18 protein-coding genes are annotated in these 17,926 nt (G+C 63.8%); 9 read left to right on the plus strand and 9 right to left on the minus strand.

Translation table 11 applies throughout. From position 1 onward, the window contains the following. Positions 1–7: 7 nt before the first annotated feature. The 5 genes from NYR54_RS14630 to NYR54_RS14650 form a co-directional block, all read right to left on the minus strand. Positions 8–550 (minus strand): invasion associated locus B family protein, encoded by a 543-nt coding sequence (locus NYR54_RS14630; RefSeq protein WP_261516441.1) that lies wholly within the window; start codon positions 548–550, stop codon positions 8–10. 243 nt (positions 551–793) lie between these two features. Next, complete coding sequence (locus NYR54_RS14635; protein ID WP_261516442.1) at positions 794–1,087, minus strand: hypothetical protein; 294 nt, start codon at positions 1,085–1,087, stop codon at positions 794–796. Between the two features lie 566 nt (positions 1,088–1,653). Next, complete coding sequence (gene otnC, locus NYR54_RS14640; RefSeq protein ID WP_261516496.1) at positions 1,654–2,286, minus strand: 3-oxo-tetronate 4-phosphate decarboxylase; 633 nt, start codon at positions 2,284–2,286, stop codon at positions 1,654–1,656. Positions 2,287–2,288: 2 nt separating this feature from the next. Next, positions 2,289–3,542, minus strand: coding sequence for a 3-oxo-tetronate kinase (otnK, locus tag NYR54_RS14645; protein ID WP_261516443.1), 1,254 nt, complete (start codon positions 3,540–3,542; stop codon positions 2,289–2,291). Then, on the minus strand, positions 3,539–4,261 hold the full coding sequence (locus tag NYR54_RS14650; protein ID WP_261516444.1) for an FCD domain-containing protein: 723 nt from the start codon (positions 4,259–4,261) through the stop codon (positions 3,539–3,541). Before NYR54_RS14650 ends, otnK begins: the two co-directional genes overlap by 4 nt. Before the next feature lie 301 nt (positions 4,262–4,562). Here NYR54_RS14650 and NYR54_RS14655 point away from each other — a divergent pair, with 301 nt between their 5' ends. Next, positions 4,563–5,273, plus strand: a complete 711-nt coding sequence (locus tag NYR54_RS14655; RefSeq protein WP_261516445.1) for an autotransporter outer membrane beta-barrel domain-containing protein — start codon at positions 4,563–4,565, stop codon at positions 5,271–5,273. 127 nt (positions 5,274–5,400) lie between these two features. Here the strand turns inward: NYR54_RS14655 and scpB are convergent, their stop codons facing one another. The 4 genes from scpB to NYR54_RS14680 all read right to left on the minus strand — a co-directional run bounded on the left by scpB (position 5,401) and on the right by NYR54_RS14680 (position 9,190). Beyond that, positions 5,401–6,078 (minus strand): SMC-Scp complex subunit ScpB, encoded by a 678-nt coding sequence (gene scpB, locus NYR54_RS14660; protein ID WP_261516446.1) that lies wholly within the window; start codon positions 6,076–6,078, stop codon positions 5,401–5,403. 5 nt (positions 6,079–6,083) lie between these two features. Continuing rightward, the gene (locus NYR54_RS14665) at positions 6,084–7,037 is read right to left on the minus strand and encodes a DUF1403 family protein (RefSeq protein WP_261516447.1); all 954 of its coding nucleotides are present in this window, start codon (positions 7,035–7,037) and stop codon (positions 6,084–6,086) included. Positions 7,038–7,263: 226 nt separating this feature from the next. Beyond that, positions 7,264–7,581, minus strand: a complete 318-nt coding sequence (locus NYR54_RS14670; RefSeq protein WP_261516448.1) for a beta-galactosidase — start codon at positions 7,579–7,581, stop codon at positions 7,264–7,266. A gap of 358 nt (positions 7,582–7,939) precedes the next feature. Further along, on the minus strand, positions 7,940–9,190 hold the full coding sequence (locus NYR54_RS14680) for an ABC transporter substrate-binding protein (RefSeq protein WP_261516449.1): 1,251 nt from the start codon (positions 9,188–9,190) through the stop codon (positions 7,940–7,942). A 251-nt stretch (positions 9,191–9,441) separates the two neighbouring features. On the opposite strand from NYR54_RS14680, the gene NYR54_RS14685 reads away from it, so the two are divergent. The 8 genes from NYR54_RS14685 (at position 9,442) to NYR54_RS14720 (ending at position 17,840) form a co-directional block, all read left to right on the plus strand. Next, on the plus strand, positions 9,442–10,551 hold the full coding sequence (locus NYR54_RS14685) for a Gfo/Idh/MocA family protein (RefSeq protein WP_261516450.1): 1,110 nt from the start codon (positions 9,442–9,444) through the stop codon (positions 10,549–10,551). A gap of 26 nt (positions 10,552–10,577) precedes the next feature. Further along, positions 10,578–11,690 carry an ABC transporter ATP-binding protein gene (locus NYR54_RS14690; protein WP_261516451.1) on the plus strand — a complete coding sequence of 371 codons (1,113 nt, stop codon included), beginning with the start codon at positions 10,578–10,580 and terminating at the stop codon, positions 11,688–11,690. 61 nt (positions 11,691–11,751) lie between these two features. Next, on the plus strand, positions 11,752–12,618 hold the full coding sequence (locus NYR54_RS14695; RefSeq protein ID WP_423738623.1) for a carbohydrate ABC transporter permease: 867 nt from the start codon (positions 11,752–11,754) through the stop codon (positions 12,616–12,618). 1 nt (position 12,619) lies between these two features. Then, a complete protein-coding gene (locus NYR54_RS14700; protein ID WP_261516453.1) occupies positions 12,620–13,450 on the plus strand; it encodes a carbohydrate ABC transporter permease in 831 nt (276 codons plus the stop codon). Beyond that, positions 13,447–15,186 (plus strand): L-arabinonate dehydratase, encoded by a 1,740-nt coding sequence (araD, locus tag NYR54_RS14705; RefSeq protein WP_261516454.1) that lies wholly within the window; start codon positions 13,447–13,449, stop codon positions 15,184–15,186. Before NYR54_RS14700 ends, araD begins: the two co-directional genes overlap by 4 nt. 10 nt (positions 15,187–15,196) lie before the next feature. Beyond that, on the plus strand, positions 15,197–15,994 hold the full coding sequence (locus tag NYR54_RS14710; RefSeq protein WP_261516455.1) for an HpcH/HpaI aldolase family protein: 798 nt from the start codon (positions 15,197–15,199) through the stop codon (positions 15,992–15,994). Positions 15,995–15,998: 4 nt separating this feature from the next. Then, the gene (locus NYR54_RS14715) at positions 15,999–16,784 is read left to right on the plus strand and encodes an SDR family NAD(P)-dependent oxidoreductase (protein ID WP_261516456.1); all 786 of its coding nucleotides are present in this window, start codon (positions 15,999–16,001) and stop codon (positions 16,782–16,784) included. Between the two features lie 12 nt (positions 16,785–16,796). Then, entirely contained in the window at positions 16,797–17,840 is a 1,044-nt protein-coding gene (locus NYR54_RS14720; RefSeq protein ID WP_261516457.1) for a LacI family DNA-binding transcriptional regulator, read from the plus strand. The last annotated feature ends 86 nt before the right edge of the window (positions 17,841–17,926 follow it).

Consider the following 17,926-nt stretch of genomic DNA (forward strand, 5'->3'; position numbering starts at 1 on the left):
CCTAAGGCTAGCGTGCGGCGAGAGCGACCAGGCGCTGGTAAGCGGCCCTGAAGCCCATGAGCGAAATGTCGGCCTTGACCTGCTGGCCCGAAGTGGCCGTCATCAGTACGTTCGCCGTTTCGGCCGCTTCCAGCTTCGAGATCGTATCGGCCGGAATCTCCACTTCCGCTATGCAGCCGGCGGGCAGGCAGGTCCGGAAAGCCCCCCTAAGGATTTCTTCGTCAGCCATCTGGATGCGGAATCCTTCCGAAAGCAACAGGCCAAACGGGAGAACCAGGGTCGCTACGGCGCGATCCTCGCTCCTGCGCAGAGCAAAGGTCAGCACACGCTGCTGCGATTCCTTCTGCAAGAGCGTCTGGGACATCTGGCAGACGCGCCGCGTCACCTCGCCCTGCTGCTGATTGACGCACTGGACGGTCCAGGCATCATAGGTTTCCGAAAGCGATGTGGGGCCTTGCATTTCGATTTCTTCCTGGGCAGACGCTGCGTTGAGGGTCAGCAGGCAGATTGACGAAACGAAAAGGCGAATGGCGAGCGCGGCTTTTTTCATGGGGTGTCTCGATTGAAGAAGCTGGAGCGGCCGAGAGCGTGTCAGGGATAGGGGTTCGCCATTCGCTACCCCCTAGAACGCCACCCTGAGGGTTGCGTTGAGGGGGGAACGAGGCTGCCGAGTTCGTCGCCTTGGACGGCGTAGGCCAGCCGGTAAATTGAAAGTGCATGGACGGTGCTTTCTGGTTGGCTGTCGGATAGCAAGCACATGAAGGCCGCCGTAGCGGCCGATAGACTGTTTTCGTCATGGCCTTCCAGCAAGGACGGCCCCCGCACGCGGAAAGTCCGGTGCCTTGCCGCCAATTTGAAAGGAGGCGTCCGGCACAGCCGGATCGCGCAGGATAAGATGGGCGGCAGCGAGGCCAGGCTCGGTCAGCGCCCCCGCAAGCGCATCACGCAACACGTTGATGCGGGCGGCCGCCGGCTCGTCAAGCATTGCCGCGGCGAGCACGCCTCCCGTTCCCCGCCCGCGGAGAACGCCCGCGTGCAGCGCAAGCGCTTGAAGCCGCGAAAGGAGGCGCGCATGCTGCGGCTCCACGCCGTTGGCTCCGCCGGCAGTCGATCAGCGGTTCGGCCGTCCGAATTGCCTCGTCAACAATGCGGGACGAACGGGCGCCCCACGGATCGACGAGGTCGATCTCGACGAATGGCCTCGGTGCTTGCGATCAATCTCACGGCCCCCGTGGCGCTGGTGAAGGCGGTACTGTCGCCATATCCAGGCAGGTGCGGGACAATGAGGGTATTGCATGCGAGCTCCGGAGCGACGAACCGCCATGCACTGCCACGTCCAGATTCGAGAAACCGGGAAAGACAGCGGGCCATCCGTTGCCGTAGTGAAGATGTCACTCGTCCGGATTTTCTTCCTCTCCCCGAAGACATGGGTAAAGCCGCCCGCAGGTCAACGCCGAATGGCATCCCACATCAGCCGCCGAGACAATCCCTAAACCGTCAAGGTTAAGGTGAACCCGGATTGCTGGGACATCGATTTTCCCAAGTGACCTGCCGGCACGGATACCGAGCCGCCGCCGGTTGCCGCGACGAGCTAGTAGGATCCGCCGCGCAGCTACTCGCGAGTGTCGTCGATGAGACGACCAATGTTTGGAGTCACGACCCGAAGCGCCTGCGAAGCTCCGACACCACGTCCGACGGCAGGTGCCGCTGGGGCAAGCCGCGGGTGAGCAGCACGAGCTTCGCCGTTTCCTCTAGCTCTTCGGCGGCGAAGACCGCCGCCTCGAAGCTTTTGCCGGAGACGACCGGGCCGTGGTTCGCCAGAAGCACGGCCGGATGCTCGGCGGCCCGGGCGAGGATCAGGGGCTTCACGTCGGCCGATCCCGGATGGGTGTAGGGGATCACCGGGACGCGGCCGACACGCATCACCATATAGGGCGTGATCGGCGGCAGGGCGTCCTCGGGATCCGTATCGGCCAGGCACGAGAGCGCCGTCGCGAAGGTCGAGTGGAGATGCACCACTGCGCCCGCTTCAGGGCGTGCCTCGTAGAAGGCCATGTGGAGCGGCACCTCCTTGGTAGGAGGATCGCCCGAAACCAGCCGGCCGGCCGTATCGAGCTTCGTCAGGCGGGAAGGCTCGAGGAAGCCAAGGCACGAATTGGTCGGCGTCACCAGAAAGCCGTCGGGAAGCCTCGCCGAGAGATTTCCCGACGAACCCGCGGTATAGCCGCGGTTGAACAGCGAGGCGCCCCAGCGGCAGATATCGTCCCGCAGGCGGCTTTCTTCCAGCGTCATAGCGATTCACCTCCCAACACGGCCACGGCCCTTTCGAAAAAATCCTCCGTGCCGAAATTGCCGGATTTGAGGGCGAGAGCAAGCCTCGGCTCGCCGTCGCGCAGAAGGGCTGGAACGCCCGGCGCGATCTCCGGCCCGATCTCAAAGGCGGTCGGACCGAGCGCGCCGGCGACCGCGCCCGAGGTCTCGCCGCCCGCCACCACGATACGGCGAAAGCCCATCTCGATCGCCGCAAGAGCAAGCTCGGCGAAAAACCGCTCGAAGAGGATGGCCAGAGCTTCTCGGCCGTGGCGTTCCTGTGCCGCCGTTACCGCCTCCGGATCGGCGCTGGAATAGACAAGCGGAACCTTCCCGCGGTTTTCCGCAACGAATTCCAAGATGCGCGGCAAAGCGGCTTCGGCTTCCATGGCGTCCGCGGCATCGACCATGAGGGACGGGCGGCGCGCCCGGTGGTATTCCACCTGCCTGCGCGTCGCTGACGAGCAGCTTCCCGAAATCACGAGAGCCGGCCCTGCCGCGCCCTCAAATTGCCGCTCGCCGGCGCGTTCCGGGAGGATGCCGAAATTCCGCGGCAGACCTTCCGCGATCGCCGAGCCGCCGGTCACCAGTCTGTGGTTCGCCGCCGCCGCAGCAAGCTTCAACAGATCTTCGTCTGCCACGGCATCCGCCACGATCAGCCGCTCCCCGCGGGAAGCCGCTTCGGCCAATGCCCGGTCGAGCGCGCCCAAACGCACGATCGGAAGGGCAATGTGGCCGACCTTCGCCTTAGTCTGGCGCGCGAGCCAGCGTCGGATATCCGGGTCGGTCATCGGGTTCAGCGGATGCTTCTCCATGCCCGACTCGCTCAGCAGGCGGTCGCCCACGAAGAGATGTCCCTGGTAAACCGTCCGTCCGTTCTCCGGAAAGGCCGGGCAAACCAGCGCAAGCGGCGCATCGAGCTCGGCAAGCAGTGCCTCGGCCACGGGACCGATATTGCCGCGGGGGGTCGAATCGAAGGTCGAGCAGTATTTGAAAACGATCTGGACCGCCCCGTTGGCCTTGAGCCAGCGACAGGCCGCCAGCGATTGCTCCACGGCGTCCGACGGCTCGATCGACCGGGTCTTCAAGGAGATCACGGCCGCGTCGATGTTCTCCGGCGCAGCCTCGTCGGGAATGCCCCCGTACTGGATCGTGCGCGCTCCGGCCCGCGCCAGCGTGTTGGCGATGTCGCTCGAGCCTGTGAAATCGTCGCCGATGACACCGATCTTCATGCGTTCCGTCCTTCGCCCCGCTGGCGCCAGAACACCGAGGCGAGCTGCTCGAGATGTGCGCGCATTGCCGCTTCGGCCCGGTTCGGGTCACCGGCCTCGATGCCCTCGTAGATGGCGCAGTGCGCCTTGTAGGCCGTCTGCTCCTGGCCCGGAGCCGTCAGCGTCACAACACGCTGCTCCTTCAGCCATTCCGACATCTGATCGTGCAGGGCGAGGAAGACCGGATTGCGTGCAATCCGGGCGATCTCGAAATGGAAGGCGATGTCGGTGTCGGTGAAGCGCTCGCGGTCTCCTATCGCCTGACCGTTCGCCTCCAACGCCGCTTTCAGCGCATCGAGATCCTCTCGCGTTGCGCCGCGCGCCGCCTCCCGCGCCAGCCCGACCTCGAAGAACAGCCGCGCTCCCTGGAAATGGCGCTGTCCCTCCTCCGTCGACAGCATCTGCCGCACCGCCGGCGCCATGCCTGTGAAGATGTGCGTGGCCGTCGGCATCACCACGCGCGCCCGGGCACCGTTGGTAAGCTCGACGAGGCCTGCCTTCTGCAGCGCGATCAGCGCCTCCCGGATGGCCGGGCGTCCTACGCCGAAGCGCATTTGAAGGTCGCGTTCGGGCGGCAGTTGGTCGCCGGGCTTCAGCTTGCCGGCCAGGATCTGGGCTTCGAGATGTGCGGCGACGTGCTCGAAGAGCTTCTTACGCTCGATGATCAGAGGGTCAACCATAAACCTTTCATACCATTATGCTTAACAATCATGCAAGAGCTTGCAAGGATGAAAGTATAAGACTGCAATCGCGACAGGGACCCTGACTAGCCAGTCCTCGACATTGCGGTGTGACACATGAGATTGCGCCCGGCGTCAGTGCAGAGTCGGGCAGACCACCCGAAGGCGAGCAGCCGATCGGAGCAGTTGTCGAGGCGGCGCGCAGGCCAGGGGCCAGCATCCGGCCCGATACGGGCAGCGTGGGCAAGAATGATCAAAACCAGCGGAAAGGCACTGCTATAACCCTCCGGGAAACATCCGCGTGTCAATTGGCGGCAGCCTTATAGATGGAGATTTCGATCGGAGCGGCGGTTATGACGGGCATGGCTTCTATTTGGGAGGCTACTTCCAGCACGCGCCTGAGGAGGGCTTCCAGTTTCGCGGGTCAGGCGTAGTCGGCCTGTTCGACCTTGATGTCGACCGGACCTATGCAAACGGCAGCGGCACGGCGACGTCCTCCGGTGAGACGTCCGGGGAAAGCTGGGGCGTCGATGCCCGGCTTGGCTGGTCGTTCAAGCTGGATGACGAGACCTTCCTCACCCCGTTTGCACAGATATCATACAACCATGCGTCTGTTGACGGCTGGACGGAAAGCGGCGGTCTCTTCCCCGCGCACATCAATGGCTTCGAGTCGAGTACCACTATCAGCCGTATAGGCCTGTCCGCCAAGAGCTTCGTTTCCGAGACGACGACTGTGTTCGGATCCGTCGCATGGGCTCATGTTCTTGATGCCCAAAACCCGACGGTGACGGGTTCACTGCTGGTTGCGGAATGCGACGACTCCAACCCGCTGCAGGCTTTCTGCAACATCGGCGGCACAAGCGACGGAGTGATTGACGACTGGGCGGAGGTCACCATCGGCACCCGCGTTGAACTGTCCGCCGATGCTGTCTTCGACCTGTCCGTTACCGGAATGCTGGGAGAAGATCTGCTCGGAGGGGCCATCAAGGCCTGCATAAGCAAGGCTTTCTGATGCGTTGGTCCCGGGCGCTGGCCGGATTCGGAGGCTTTCTGCGGTCTGGTCAGCGCATCGCAGACGTCCTTTGCCGCAGAGAGAGCAGCTGTACGGGCTCTGGACACCGCGATACGAACACCATCAGCTAACTCCACGGATCGGTGCTGTCCTCGTCATTGGCCGGCGTGGTATGAGCGCCAGCGGCGCTTTGGCTCACCAGCCCTGCATCCTCGAGCGCTTCGAGGTCCGGCAGGTCGCGCAGGCTGTCGAGCCCGAAGTGCTCCAGGAATTTCCGCGTCGTTACATAAGTGTATGGGGCTCCGGGCTGCGGCGAACGCGGCCCGGAGGCGATCAAATCAAGCCGCCGCAACTGTCCGATCGTGTCGCGTGACACCTCGCGGCCCAATATGTCGGACAGGCCCGCGCGCGTGACAGGCTGGTGATAGGCGATCGTGGCCAGCACCAGCATTTCCCCCTCGGTGATGTCGGCGGCCATGGTGCTGCCGCCGAAGGCGGCCTTCAGCACGCCGGCCATGCGCGGCCGGGTGCGGAACTGCCAGCCGCCGGCGACAGCCACAATCTCGTAAGGCCGGCCGGCAAGCTCATTGACAATATCCTCGATCAGGAGATCGATGCTGCAGTCGCGGCCAACCAGAGGCGCCAGCATCTCACGGGTGACCGGCTCGGCAGAAGCGAAGATCACCGCCTCGACCCGCATCATCCATTCGCGCCAGCGCGCCTCGGGCGGCAGGTGGTCGAGCTCCCGGTCGAAGAGGCCGCCCTCCCCTGCTCCGTTCTGCAGTGTCCGGGCTGCCTTCGCCATGGCCGTCACAACCCGTAGAGCCGGAATGCGGGTCGGCCCGTGAGCTCGCGGACGGCGCCCAGGCTCACGAGCCGGCCAAACAGGCGCCGGCTGGAGCGGTCGCTGGCGGCCCTGCCCTGCCGCGCGGCAAGCGCATCTTCCTTAAGCAGCGCCAGGACCGTTTCATCGGCATCCCTGCCGCGCAGCCTGGGCGCGATCGCCAGAAGCCGCTCGGCGCGTCGGGCAAGATCCGCATAAAGGTCATGGGCGAAAGCGGCGGCCTGGCCATAGGCGCGCGCGCAGGCCGCCAACCACCGGCGCGGGTCGGCCTGCGGCCCGGCAGCAAGGGTCAGGGAGCTTCGGTCGAGACGGATGGCAAAGAGCGGGACAGGCGCGGGCCAGTTAAGGCTGCGCGCTAGCGCGACGTCGGCCAGCCACAGCGCCAACGGCCGGCTATCCGGCCGGAGCCGCAGGCTCAATGCCGCAACGGAGATTGCCGCCTCGAGCGGATTCCCACACCTCGCACCTTCGGCAAACGGGGCATCGATCGCCTCTTCCGCCGCCTCGTCTATCGTGAATGACAGCAGATTGGCTAGTGTCTCACGCCAGTCCGAATCCGGCGCTGGCGGCCTCAGGATCGAACCCTTGGCAAGCATCTGCCAGGCAAGAAGCACTGAGCCCGCTGGACCGGGATCGTCGCCGGGCCGCGTGAAATAGAGATGGTCGCGCAGGGTTGCGGCATCTTCCCGACGTCCTTGCAGCCTGACAACGGCTTCGGCCGAGGCGAGCGCCAGACGCTGCCGCCAAAGCTCTGTTATAGGATGGCTGGCGCAAGCAATGGGATGGATCGCGGCAAGCGCCGCCCCGGCGGAAAACAGAGCGTCCTCAGGGCTTTCGCATTGGCCCGCTGTCCGCGTCCAGTCCGGCAAAGGCGGGAAAGCTGGCGGCGGCTCTGGTAGGTGATGGGGGCGCGGCGGCATGATTCGGATCATACACCGGCGCGGCGCTTTACGCCATTGAAATGGCAGAAAACCGCCGCGCCTTTTCCAGCCGCCACAAGTCCGAACCGCGCTCGCATCGCAGCAAGCAGGCCAATCCGCTGCCGGCCACCGCCCACGTCGCACAGCGTGTGGCGTAGCCCTGAAGTGGAAAAGCCTCGGTGTAAGTTTCCGGGCAATGGCGGTGGTTGAGGAGATAGTCCCGGGACTATGCCTCCGGGATGACGAGCAGCCCGATATCGCCCTTCGCCGGCCGCGCCTGGAAAAGTTCCTTCTGCTCGGCACGGCGTTGGCAGCCTCCCGTTCTGCGCACCTGCCGCGCGTGAGCGAATTTGCGGTATGCCCAGTCGGGCACGGTGTGCGTCAATTCGTCGATGATGGTCTTGATGCCGTTTTTGGCGGTAAGATGCGTCTGCCGGTCGTAATTGTCCCAGTCGTAGTGACCAGGCCGTCTTTCGATTGCACTCCACATGAACCAGTGCCGGAAGACATTGAGCCCATCCTCCACCGCCGTCTGATAACCCACTTCCAGTCCTCCCGCGGTGGATTCGACTTGCGGAATAGACGGCCCCGAAGGAAATTTGCGGCACCTTGTCCGTAGGTATGTGAAACGCTCCTTTTCGCGCGCATCATTGGCAGACCGCAGTCCTGGCCATAATAGCCATAAGCCCTACTAGTCGTGGCGACGACGGGCATTCGTAATGATCCTGAAGATTGGCGTCGACGCCGGGCCGCGCGAGCCGCACGGGAATGCCGTGGCGGAGAAGCTCTTCCTCCGGGCCGATGCCCGACAGCTGCCGAAGTCTTCCTAGGATTCGCTCCTTAGGAATGTTCGTCAGGCACAAGAAAAGAGGGCGCCGACTTCCCGGCGCCCGCACTCACTGTCAGCGCATCACCCGCCGCAGCCGGGATTCCATCTGCGCAGCACCCTCCTCCGGCGTCATGGCACCCGCCATCACCCCGTTGAAGGTGGTACGGATGATCTCGCTGATCTCGTTGTAGCGCGGCGAGACCGGGCGAGAACGCGCCGTCTGGACCACTGGCAGGGCCTGGTCGAGCCACGGCACGGCTTTGAGCACATCGGGGTCGGTATAGAGGTCCGGTGTAACCGGCAGGTTCGACGCCTCGATGGCGCGCTTCTTGCTCACTTCGGGGCTCGCGAGATACTTGACCAGCTTCACCGCCTCCTCCTGATTCTTGGAATAGGCGGAGACCGCCCACTCCCAGCCGCCGAGGCAGGAGACCGGCTCGCCGCCCTCGACCGCAGGCAGCTTGGCAACGGCCACCTTGCCCTTCACCTGCGAATCCTCGTCGTTCTGGAAATGCGCCCAACCATAGGCCCACAGCACGGCGAAGACGGCGTTACCGGCCTGGAAATTGCGGCGGGTGTCGTCGGTCGCGATTTCGGCCACATTGGGCTTGGTCACGCCGGTCTCGACCATACTGCGCCATAGATTGAAGGCGTCGATCGCGCCCTGACGGTTGAAGGCGAATTCACCGTTTTCGGTCAGGTTGTGGCCCATGCTCCAATAGGGCAACAAGAAGGTCGACACCGCACCCTCGATCGCCGCACCCTGGAAACTCAGGCCCTCGAGATTGGGATTGTTCTCCCCCTCAAGGATGATCTTTGCCGTCTCCTGAAGCTCCGTCCAGGTGGTGGGCACCTCACGGTTATACTTCTCTAGCAGGTCCTTGCGGTAGTAGAGGAACATGGCGTCGGCATAAGCCGGAAGCGCGACCAGCTTGCCGTCCACCTGGTTGGCCTCGGCGTAGGCAGGCAGATAGCTGTCAAGCAGCGCCTGCTTGTCCTCGACATAATCGTCCATCGGGGTGATCCAGCCGGCGGCAGCAAACTGGGCGGGACGGATCACGTCAAGGATGAGCACGTCGAGCGAGGAATCCCGCGCCGACATCACCGTGTTGAGATACTGAGCCTGGAGTTCGGACGTGGCGCCGCCGAGTTCGATCTCGACGTTCACATCCGGGTTCTGCTCCATGTAGTCTTCGATGAATCCGCGCACCACGTCTGGATGGCCCTGGCTGGAGATGAAGACCCGGAGATTGGTCTCCGCCAATGCACCGCTGCATGAAAGCGAAACCGCTAGTGCAGCAGCGGCGGCCATGTATTTCTTCATATCAACTCCTCCCTAGATGTCGCCTCGCCCCGCGGCCGGTGGACATTGTCTGCCATGCATTATCGCACTGCCGAAGGCGCGAACCAAACGCATACGCATCAATTCATAGCGCTACGAAATCGTGAATGTCAATCCGAACAACCTATCGGCTGATTTCCCACATGTGATTGACGAATGATCGAGCCGACAATATCGTAGCGCTACGAAACCGGCTCTGGTGAGCTGCACAATCCTGTTCAGGTGGAGGAGCAATGTCGGCGGAAACAATAAGGTATGGGCTCATCGGCGCGGGCATGATGGGCCGGGAGCACATCCGGAACCTTTCCGTGATCCCCGGATCGCGCATCGTAGCGATCGCCGATCCAAATGCGGAATCGCGGCGGACGGCAGCGGAACTCCTGCACGAAAAGCCGATGCTGTTCGATGAGGCCGACGCACTTCTCGACAGCGACTTTTGCGACGCGCTGATCATCGCCTCGCCGAACGACACCCATGCGGGCCTGCTTGACCGGATCTTCTCGATGCAGAACCCGGTGCCGGTGCTCGTCGAAAAGCCGATCTGTACGGAGCCGTCCGATCTCGAAAGGTTACGCCGGGGTGCGGCCGAGTATCCCAAGCCGATCTGGGTCGGCATGGAGTACCGCTACATGCCACCAGTGGCCACACTTATCAAAGAAGTGCACGAAGGGCGGGTCGGCAGGCCTGCAATGATTGCCATGCGCGAGCATCGCCACCCCTTCATGCAGAAGGTGGATAATTGGAACCGCTTCTCCAAGCGCACCGGCGGCACGCTGGTGGAAAAGTGCTGCCATTTCTTCGATCTGATGCGATTTATCGCCCGTTCGGAGGCGGTCCGGGTGTACGCTTCGGGGGCAGCGGACTTCAACCACCTGGACGAGCGCTATGACGGCCGGCAGCCAGACATCCTGGACAACGCCTTCGTCATCGTCGATTTCGCCAATGGTATGCGCGCGCACCTTGATCTGTGCATGTTCGCCGACGGCTCATGGTGGCAGGAAGCCTTCGCGGTGACAGGAAACAAGGCCAAGATCGAATGCCTGGTGCCGGCCTCCCGCGGCTACGAGGAAAAAGTGCCGGCCGAAGTGCTGTTCAGCCCGCGCAACGAGCGCAAGACGCTGGAGCGGAGGCTGGTGGAGGTTGACGAGGAGGTTCTCGCCGCTGGTGCCCATCACGGCTCCACTTATTATGAGCACCTGGGATTCCGCCGCGCGATCCTCGGCCAAGGCCCGGTGGAGGTAAGCGTAGAGGACGGGCTGAAGGCGGTCGCCATAGGCATGGCGGCAGAGCTTTCCGTTCGCGAGAAGCGCGCGGTGGAGGTCGACGGGCTGCAGTTCGGCTGAACGGATGCCGGGACAGGGAGGGACGCATGGCCTCGGTCAAGCTGGAAGGAATCAGGAAGAGCTACGGCGCCGTCGAGGTCGTGAAGGGTATCGATCTCGAGGTGGCGGACAAGGAGCTGGTGGTGCTGGTGGGCCCCTCCGGCTGCGGCAAGTCGACGACGCTGCGTATGATTGCGGGCCTCGAATCCATCACCGCCGGGACGCTTACGATCGGCGACAGAACGGTGAACGGACTGCCGCCGCGCGAACGCGATATCGCGATGGTCTTCCAGGACTACGCGCTTTATCCGCACAAGACCGTCTACGAGAACATGGCGTTCGGGCTGAAGGTGCGAAATCACCCGCGCCATGAAATTGACAGCCGCGTCAAGCAGGCAGCTGAAACGTTGGGGATCGCGCATCTTCTGGACCGCAAGCCTAGCCAGCTTTCGGGCGGCCAGCGCCAGCGCGTCGCTATGGGGCGGGCGATCGTTCGCCGGCCGCAGGTCTTCCTGTTCGACGAGCCGCTGTCGAACCTTGATGCGAAACTGCGCGGCCAGGTGCGCACCGAGATCAAGAAGCTGCATCAGGACATCGCCGCGACGATCATCTACGTCACGCACGATCAGGTGGAAGCGATGACGCTCGCCGACCGCATCGTGGTGATGCGCAATGGCGAGATAGAGCAGCTCGGCACGCCCGACGACGTCTACAACACGCCGGCCACCATGTTCGTGGCAAGCTTCATAGGCGCGCCGGCGATGAATTTCCTCTCCGCAACCGTGTCCGGCGGCCATGCGCGCCTTGCCGAGGGTGGCCGGGTGCCGTTGGGCGCGCTGGCAGCGATCCTCTCAGACGGAGACAAGGTGAAGGTGGGCATCCGGCCGGAGCATTTTCTGGAAGAGTCGAACGGCGACTGCACTGTGACGGGCACGGTTCAGGTTGTTGAGCCGCTCGGAGCAGACACGCTGGTGCACTTCACGGTGGGCGGCGAGACGATGACGGCGCGCGTCGCGGCACAAACGCGGCCTGCACCCGGCACGAGAGTGACGCTCGGATGCGATCCCGCCCGCATCCATATCTTCGACCCTGTGAGCGAGCGGGCATATCGGCCGCAGGCAGCGCAAGAGAGGCACGGCTCCATGGCCGTGGAGGCATGAGATGAGCGGGGCGGTGCACTCCGCGCTGCGGCTTAAGCAGCGTCGCGACTGGGCGTCCTTCATGGACCCGTCGGATCGGGCGCTGGCGTTTTGGCTGCTTGCGCCGACGGCGATCCTCCTACTCCTGATCATCGTCTACCCGGTCGGGCGGCTGGTGTGGACGAGCCTCCACAACCTTTCGCTTACCTCCGGGCTGCCGGCAGAATTTGTCGGGCTCGAAAACTTCGAGATCATGCTGGATGATCCGATCTTCTGGGCGGCGCTCTGGAACACAGTGCTGATCACCATCATCACGGTGCCCGGCGCGCTGCTCGTCGGTCTGGGGCTGGCGCTCCTTGCCAACCTGCCCTTCCGGTACAGGTGGCCGGTGCGGCTCTCCCTGCTCGTGCCATGGGCGCTGCCGCTCTCGTTCGTGGGCCTGATCTTCGCCTGGTTCTTTCAGTCGCAGTATGGCGTCGTCAACGACATCCTGATGCGCTTCGGACTTCCGCGCATCATATGGTTCAATTCGCCTGAATGGTCCTTTACGGCGATCTGCCTTGCCATCATCTGGAAGACCTCCTCATTCGTTGGTTTGATCCTCCTTGCCGGGCTGCAGACGATCCCCCGCTCGCTCTATGAAGCAGCCGATGTGGACGGCGCCGGGCGGCTCAGGCAGTTTTTCGAGATCACGCTACCGCTGCTCAAGCCAGCCATCGTCGTGGCGCTGATCTTCCGCACGATCACCGCCCTGCAGACCTTCGACATTCCCTACACGATGACGCGCGGCGGGCCGGGCACCAGCACAGCGACACTCGCCATGTATATCCACCAGAACACCGTCAGCTTCCTCGACCTCGGCTACGGTTCGGCGCTTGCGGTGGCGATGTTCGTGCTGTCGATGGGAGTGACGGTCATCTATCTACGCATGATGGGCAAGGGGCACTGATATGGCGCAACTTTTCACTGGCCTCCCCCTTCGGCTGATCGCGGCCGGCGTGCTGCTCATCAATGGGCTTTTTCCCGTGCTTTGGCTGTTCCTGACTTCCCTCAAATCGGAACTGGAGCTGACACGCACACCGATCACGTGGCTGCCGGACCGGCCGACGATCGCCAACTACGTCGATGCGTTCTCAGACCAGCCGCTGCACATCTTTCTGATGAACTCCTTCGCGGTGGCAACGCTTTCGACCATTTCGACGCTTCTGGTCTCCACCTTTGCGGCCTATGCGATCGCTCGGCTGCAACTGCGCTTCCGCGCGCTTATTCTTTCGGTGATCATCGCCGTTTCCACCTTCCCGCTGGTGACGCTGCTTGTTCCGCTCTTTGAGACCATGCGGGCGCTCAACCTGCTCAACACCTACACCGCACTGGTGCTTCCTTATACGGTGCTCAGCCTGCCGGTCTGCACGCTCGTTCTTGTCTCCTTCTTCGACGGCATTCCGCGGGATCTCGAAAACGCGGCCATGGTGGATGGCTGCACGCGACTTGGAGCGCTGTTCAGGGTCGTCGTGCCGCTCGCTGGACCGGGCGTGTTCACCGCGGCGATCCTCGCCTTCGTGAATGCGTGGGACGAGTTTCTGCTAGCGCTTTCCTTCAACGCAAGCCCGATGCTCAGGACGCTACCGGTCGGCATCACACTCTATCAGGGTGAGTTCGCCTTCCCCTGGACGGTGATTTCCGCGGCCCTGGTGGTCGGCATAGTCCCACTCGCCATCCTCATCGTCATCTTCCAGGAGCGCGTCGTCTCCGGGCTGACTGCAGGGGGCATGAAAGGATGAGCGGTAAGCGGCGCACCGTGGACAGCCTTCGCAGCCAGCGCTGGTACGCGGCTACCGACATGCGTGGCTTCGCGCACCGCCAGCGCACGCAGCAGATGGGGCTTAGGCGCGAGGAGTTTCTGGGCAAGCCGGTCATTGGCATTCTCAACGCCTGGAGCGAGATCAGCCCCTGCCACGCGCATCTGCGCGAGCGGGCGGAGGCGGTGAAGCGCGGCGTCTGGCAGGCCGGCGGCTATCCCGTCGAGATACCGGTGCTTTCGGTGGGCGAAGTGATGGTGAAGCCCACCACGATGCTCTACCGCAACTTGCTGGCAATGGAGGTGGAGGAAGTACTGCGCTCGCATCCGATCGACGGGGCGGTGCTACTCGGTGGCTGCGACAAGTCCACGCCGGGCATGCTGATGGGCGCGATCAGCATGGACCTGCCGACGATCTTCTGTCCGGCCGGACCCATGTCGAACGGCCAGTGGCGCGGCGTAAAGACAGGTGCAGGCACCCATACACGCAAATACTGGGATGAGCTTAAGGCCGGCCGCATATCGCCGCAAGATTGGGTCGATCTAGAGACGGGCATGACGCGGTCGATCGGCACCTGCAACACAATGGGCACCGCCTCGACCATGACCTCCATCGTTGATGCGATGGGGATGACGCTACCCGGTGCTTCCAGCATACCTGCGGCCGACAGCGCCCATCCGCGCATGGCGTCGGCCTGCGGCGCTCGCATCGTGGAGATGGTATTCGAGGACCTGAAGCCTTCGGCAATACTGACGCGAGAGGCGTTCCTTAACGGCGCGGTCGCCTATATGGCGCTCGGCGGCTCCACCAATGCAGCCATCCACATGATCGCCATGGCGCGGCGAGCCGGTATCGACCTGACGCTGGACGAGTTGGGCGAAGTGGCGTTGAGGGTTCCGGTTTGCGCCGACATCTTCCCGACCGGCCAGCATCTGATGGAGGAGTTCTATTTCGCCGGCGGCCTGCCCGCCCTGCTTGCGAAGCTGAAGAACTTCCTTGCCCTTGGTGAGCGGACGGTCAACGGACGCACGCTTGGGGAGAATATCGAAAACGCACCCTGCTGGAACGATGAGATCATTCGTTCGCCAGAGAAGCCGGTTGTGCCGCTTGCCGAAGCACCCACGCTTGCGGTCCTGCGCGGCAATCTGGCGCCCTCCGGGGCAGTCATGAAGGTGGGTGCGGCCGATCCCGCGCTGCTCAGACATACCGGGCGCGCGGTGGTGTTCGACAGCCCGCGGGAAATGTTCGCGCGAATAGACGATCCGGACCTGGAGATCGACGAAACAAGCGTGCTGGTGCTGCGCTATGCCGGTCCAGTGGGAGCGCCGGGCATGCCGGAATGGGGAAACCTGCCCATCCCGCAGCGGTTACTCGCCAAAGGCGTGCGCGATCTCGTGCGTATATGCGACGGGCGCATGAGCGGTACCCATTACGGCACCTGCATTCTGCACGTCTCTCCGGAAGCCGCCGTCGGCGGGCCGCTGGCGCTGCTTCGGACCGGCGATCAGGTGCGGCTTGACGTGCCGGCCCGGCGGCTCGACATGCTGGTTTCCGAAGAAGAGCTGGAGCGCCGCCGCGCGGAGTGGAAGCCGCCTGTCCGTCCTGCGGGAGGGGCCTATACGGGACTATACCGGGAGCATGTGCTGCAGGCCGATCAGGGCTGCGATTTCGATTTTCTCGGCGGGCCGCGCGAGGTGTCCGAGCCGGATATTTTCTGAGGGGTGAACCGTGCCGAAGCAAAACCCGTTTTTGAACCTGCTTGAGCAGCATGCGGCACCGCCGCTCGGTACCTGGCTCATGTCAGGCGCGCCCGCGACGGCGGAGGCCCTGGGCTTTGCCGGGTTTGATTTCCTGGTGCTCGACATGGAGCACGTGGCAATTGACCTGGCGGATGCCGTGGAGATCCTGCGTGCGATCGCCGTCACCCCGGCGCGGCCCGTGGTACGGCTGCCGTGGAACGATCAGGTCACCGTCAAACGCGTGCTCGATTCAGGGGCGCAGACGCTCATGTTCCCCTTCATCGAAAATGCCGAAGAGGCGCGGCGTGCCGTGAGCTTCACGCGCTACCCGCCGGAGGGGGTGCGCGGTGTCGCCGCCGTTCACCGCGCGAGCCGTTTCGGGCAGGACAAGAGCTATCTCAAGGAGGCGGCCGATGGCGTGTGCGTCATCGTGCAGCTCGAAACGCCGGGCGCGGTGGAACGGCTCGAGGAGATCGCACAGGTATCGGGCGTGGATGCGCTTTTCATCGGCCCCGGCGATCTCTCTGCCTCGATGGGCCATATCGGCAACATCGCGCATGAGGACGTGCAGGCTGTGCTTGCCGATGCAGCGCGCCGCGCGAAGGCCATTGGCAAGCCTGTCGGCATAGTCGGGCCCACCCCGCAGATGGTGCGGGACTTCCTTGGTTATGGATACAGCTTCTCGGCAATCGCCTCCGACATCGCCATGATGACCGGGCGGGCCGCCGAATACCTTTCGCAACTGCGCGACGGGCCGGCGCCTGCCGCTTCAACGAGCGCATACTGATCCCATGGCCGACGTCCTCCCAGACCCCCTCGAGAAGTACCGGACCGTCTCCTACCGGTCGCTGTCGGGCCGACATGTGCTGGTCACGGGGGGAGCTTCCGGCATCGGTGCGGAGATTGTCGCGGCGTTCCGGGCCCAGAACGCGCAGGTGGATTTCATCGACATCGACAGCGATGCTGGCCCGACCTGGGCAGAGACGACGGGCAGCCGCTTCACGTTCTGCGACGTGACGGATATCGCCGCGCTACGCACTGCCATAGCAAAAATCCAGGACGCGTCGGGGCCGATCGACGTTCTCGTCAACAACGCCGGTAAGGACGACAGGCACGCCATGGCCGAAGTCGAGCCGGACTATTGGCGACGCGCCCTGGCACTCAATCTCGACCACCAGTTCTTCGCTACGCAGGCGGTGGCGGCGACCATGGCCGAACGGGGCCAGGGCTCAGTCATCATGCTGGGCTCGGTTTCCTGGATGCGCGGCCGTCCCGGCCTCGTCGGTTACACGACGGCAAAAGCGGCGATCAACGGCCTCACCAAGACCCTTGCTCGCGAGCTCGGGCCTTCGGGCATCCGGGTCAACTGCATCGTACCCGGCGCGATCCTGACGGAGCGGCAGAAGAAGCTGTGGCTCACGCCCGAGCTCGACCGGCAGTTCATCGAACTGCAGGCACTGAAATTCCGTCTCGACGGAAGCCACGTGGCACGCATGGCGCTGTATCTCGGCTCTGACGAGAGCCTGGGCTGCACGGGTGCCAACTTTGTTATCGATGCGGGCCTGGTCCAAAACTGAAGGGTGCGCGGCGTGACCGGTTCGACAGCCAGCCTCCGTCGCCGCAGGCGCAAAGCGCAGCGCGTGACCCTCAACGAGGTGGCGGAGCTGGCGGGTGTATCCCCGTCGACAGTGTCCCTCTACATCCGCAAACCGGATGCTGTCTCGGAGGATCGGGCGCACCGGGTGTCGGAAGCGATCGCCAAGCTTGGCTATGTCCCCAACCTGATGGCCGGCGGCCTCGCGGCGGCAAGCTCCCGAATCGTCAGCGTCATCGTGCCTTCGATCCGCAATGCCTTCTTCGCGGAGACGGTATCGACGATCCAGGCGGCACTCGGATCTGAAGGGTTCCAGGTACTGCTTGGCCACACGGAATACAGCGAGGCGCAAGAGGAGGCACTGGTGCGTGCCGCGTTATCCTGGGCGCCGGCGGCAATCGTCCTGACCGGCCTCAGCCATTCGCATGGTACACGTGCGCTTCTTGCCGCAAGCGACGTGCCTGTGGTGGAGATGTGGGAGCTGGGCGGCCCGACGATCGACATGGCGGTGGGGTTTTCGCACGAGGAAGCGGGTGCCGCCGCAGCACGCCACCTGATCGCCCGCGGCCGTAAGAATATCGCCTATGTCGGAGCGCGGCTCCACGAAGACCATCGAGCCGCCCGCCGGGCAGACGGTTTCCTGCGGGAACTGGCGCCGGAGAGCGGCCAGGCGGGGCGCATCATCCGCCACCCAGGTCCAGCAACGGCAGATGCGGGGGCGCTGCTCCTCAACCGCGCGCTTCAGCAGTTCCCCGGCCTGCAGGGGCTTGCCTGCTCCAATGACCTGGTGGCCCTCGGCGTGCTTTTCGAATGCCAGAGGCGAGGCATCCGCATCCCGGAGGACCTGGCGGTGATCGGCTTCGGTGACCTCGGCTTCAGCGCCTCATGCAACCCACCGCTTACCACCATACGGCCTTCCGGCGACGTGATCGGTCTCGAGGTCGCCCGGCTGGTGCTGGCGAGCGTGAAGGGAAAACCGGAAGCGCCTGAGCCCGTCATCGATACGAGCTTCCTGCTCGTCGAACGACGCAGCACATAGCCTAAAAGCGGGCGCGCCTGGTTCAAGACATGTTCATCTGGAAGATAATTAACTGCCGCTCGACACGTTCACAGCGGTGATGCTGA

Source organism: Chelativorans petroleitrophicus, from assembly GCF_025398195.1.
Taxonomy (GTDB): Bacteria; Pseudomonadota; Alphaproteobacteria; order Rhizobiales; family Rhizobiaceae; genus Chelativorans; species Chelativorans petroleitrophicus.

Excerpts from the sequence above, each read along its gene's own strand:
- NYR54_RS14630 (WP_261516441.1), bottom strand. The coding sequence starts at position 550 with ATGAAAAAAGCCGCGCTCGCCATTCGCCTTTTCGTTTCGTCAATCTGC.
- otnK (WP_261516443.1), bottom strand. The coding sequence starts at position 3,542 with ATGAAGATCGGTGTCATCGGCGACGATTTCACAGGCTCGAGCGACATC.
- NYR54_RS14650 (WP_261516444.1), bottom strand. The coding sequence starts at position 4,261 with ATGGTTGACCCTCTGATCATCGAGCGTAAGAAGCTCTTCGAGCACGTC.
- scpB (WP_261516446.1), bottom strand. The coding sequence starts at position 6,078 with ATGGCGAAGGCAGCCCGGACACTGCAGAACGGAGCAGGGGAGGGCGGC.
- NYR54_RS14665 (WP_261516447.1), bottom strand. The coding sequence starts at position 7,037 with ATGCCGCCGCGCCCCCATCACCTACCAGAGCCGCCGCCAGCTTTCCCG.
- NYR54_RS14680 (WP_261516449.1), bottom strand. The coding sequence starts at position 9,190 with ATGAAGAAATACATGGCCGCCGCTGCTGCACTAGCGGTTTCGCTTTCA.
- NYR54_RS14685 (WP_261516450.1), top strand. The coding sequence starts at position 9,442 with ATGTCGGCGGAAACAATAAGGTATGGGCTCATCGGCGCGGGCATGATG.
- NYR54_RS14690 (WP_261516451.1), top strand. The coding sequence starts at position 10,578 with ATGGCCTCGGTCAAGCTGGAAGGAATCAGGAAGAGCTACGGCGCCGTC.
- NYR54_RS14695 (WP_423738623.1), top strand. The coding sequence starts at position 11,752 with ATGGACCCGTCGGATCGGGCGCTGGCGTTTTGGCTGCTTGCGCCGACG.
- NYR54_RS14700 (WP_261516453.1), top strand. The coding sequence starts at position 12,620 with ATGGCGCAACTTTTCACTGGCCTCCCCCTTCGGCTGATCGCGGCCGGC.
- araD (WP_261516454.1), top strand. The coding sequence starts at position 13,447 with ATGAGCGGTAAGCGGCGCACCGTGGACAGCCTTCGCAGCCAGCGCTGG.
- NYR54_RS14715 (WP_261516456.1), top strand. The coding sequence starts at position 15,999 with ATGGCCGACGTCCTCCCAGACCCCCTCGAGAAGTACCGGACCGTCTCC.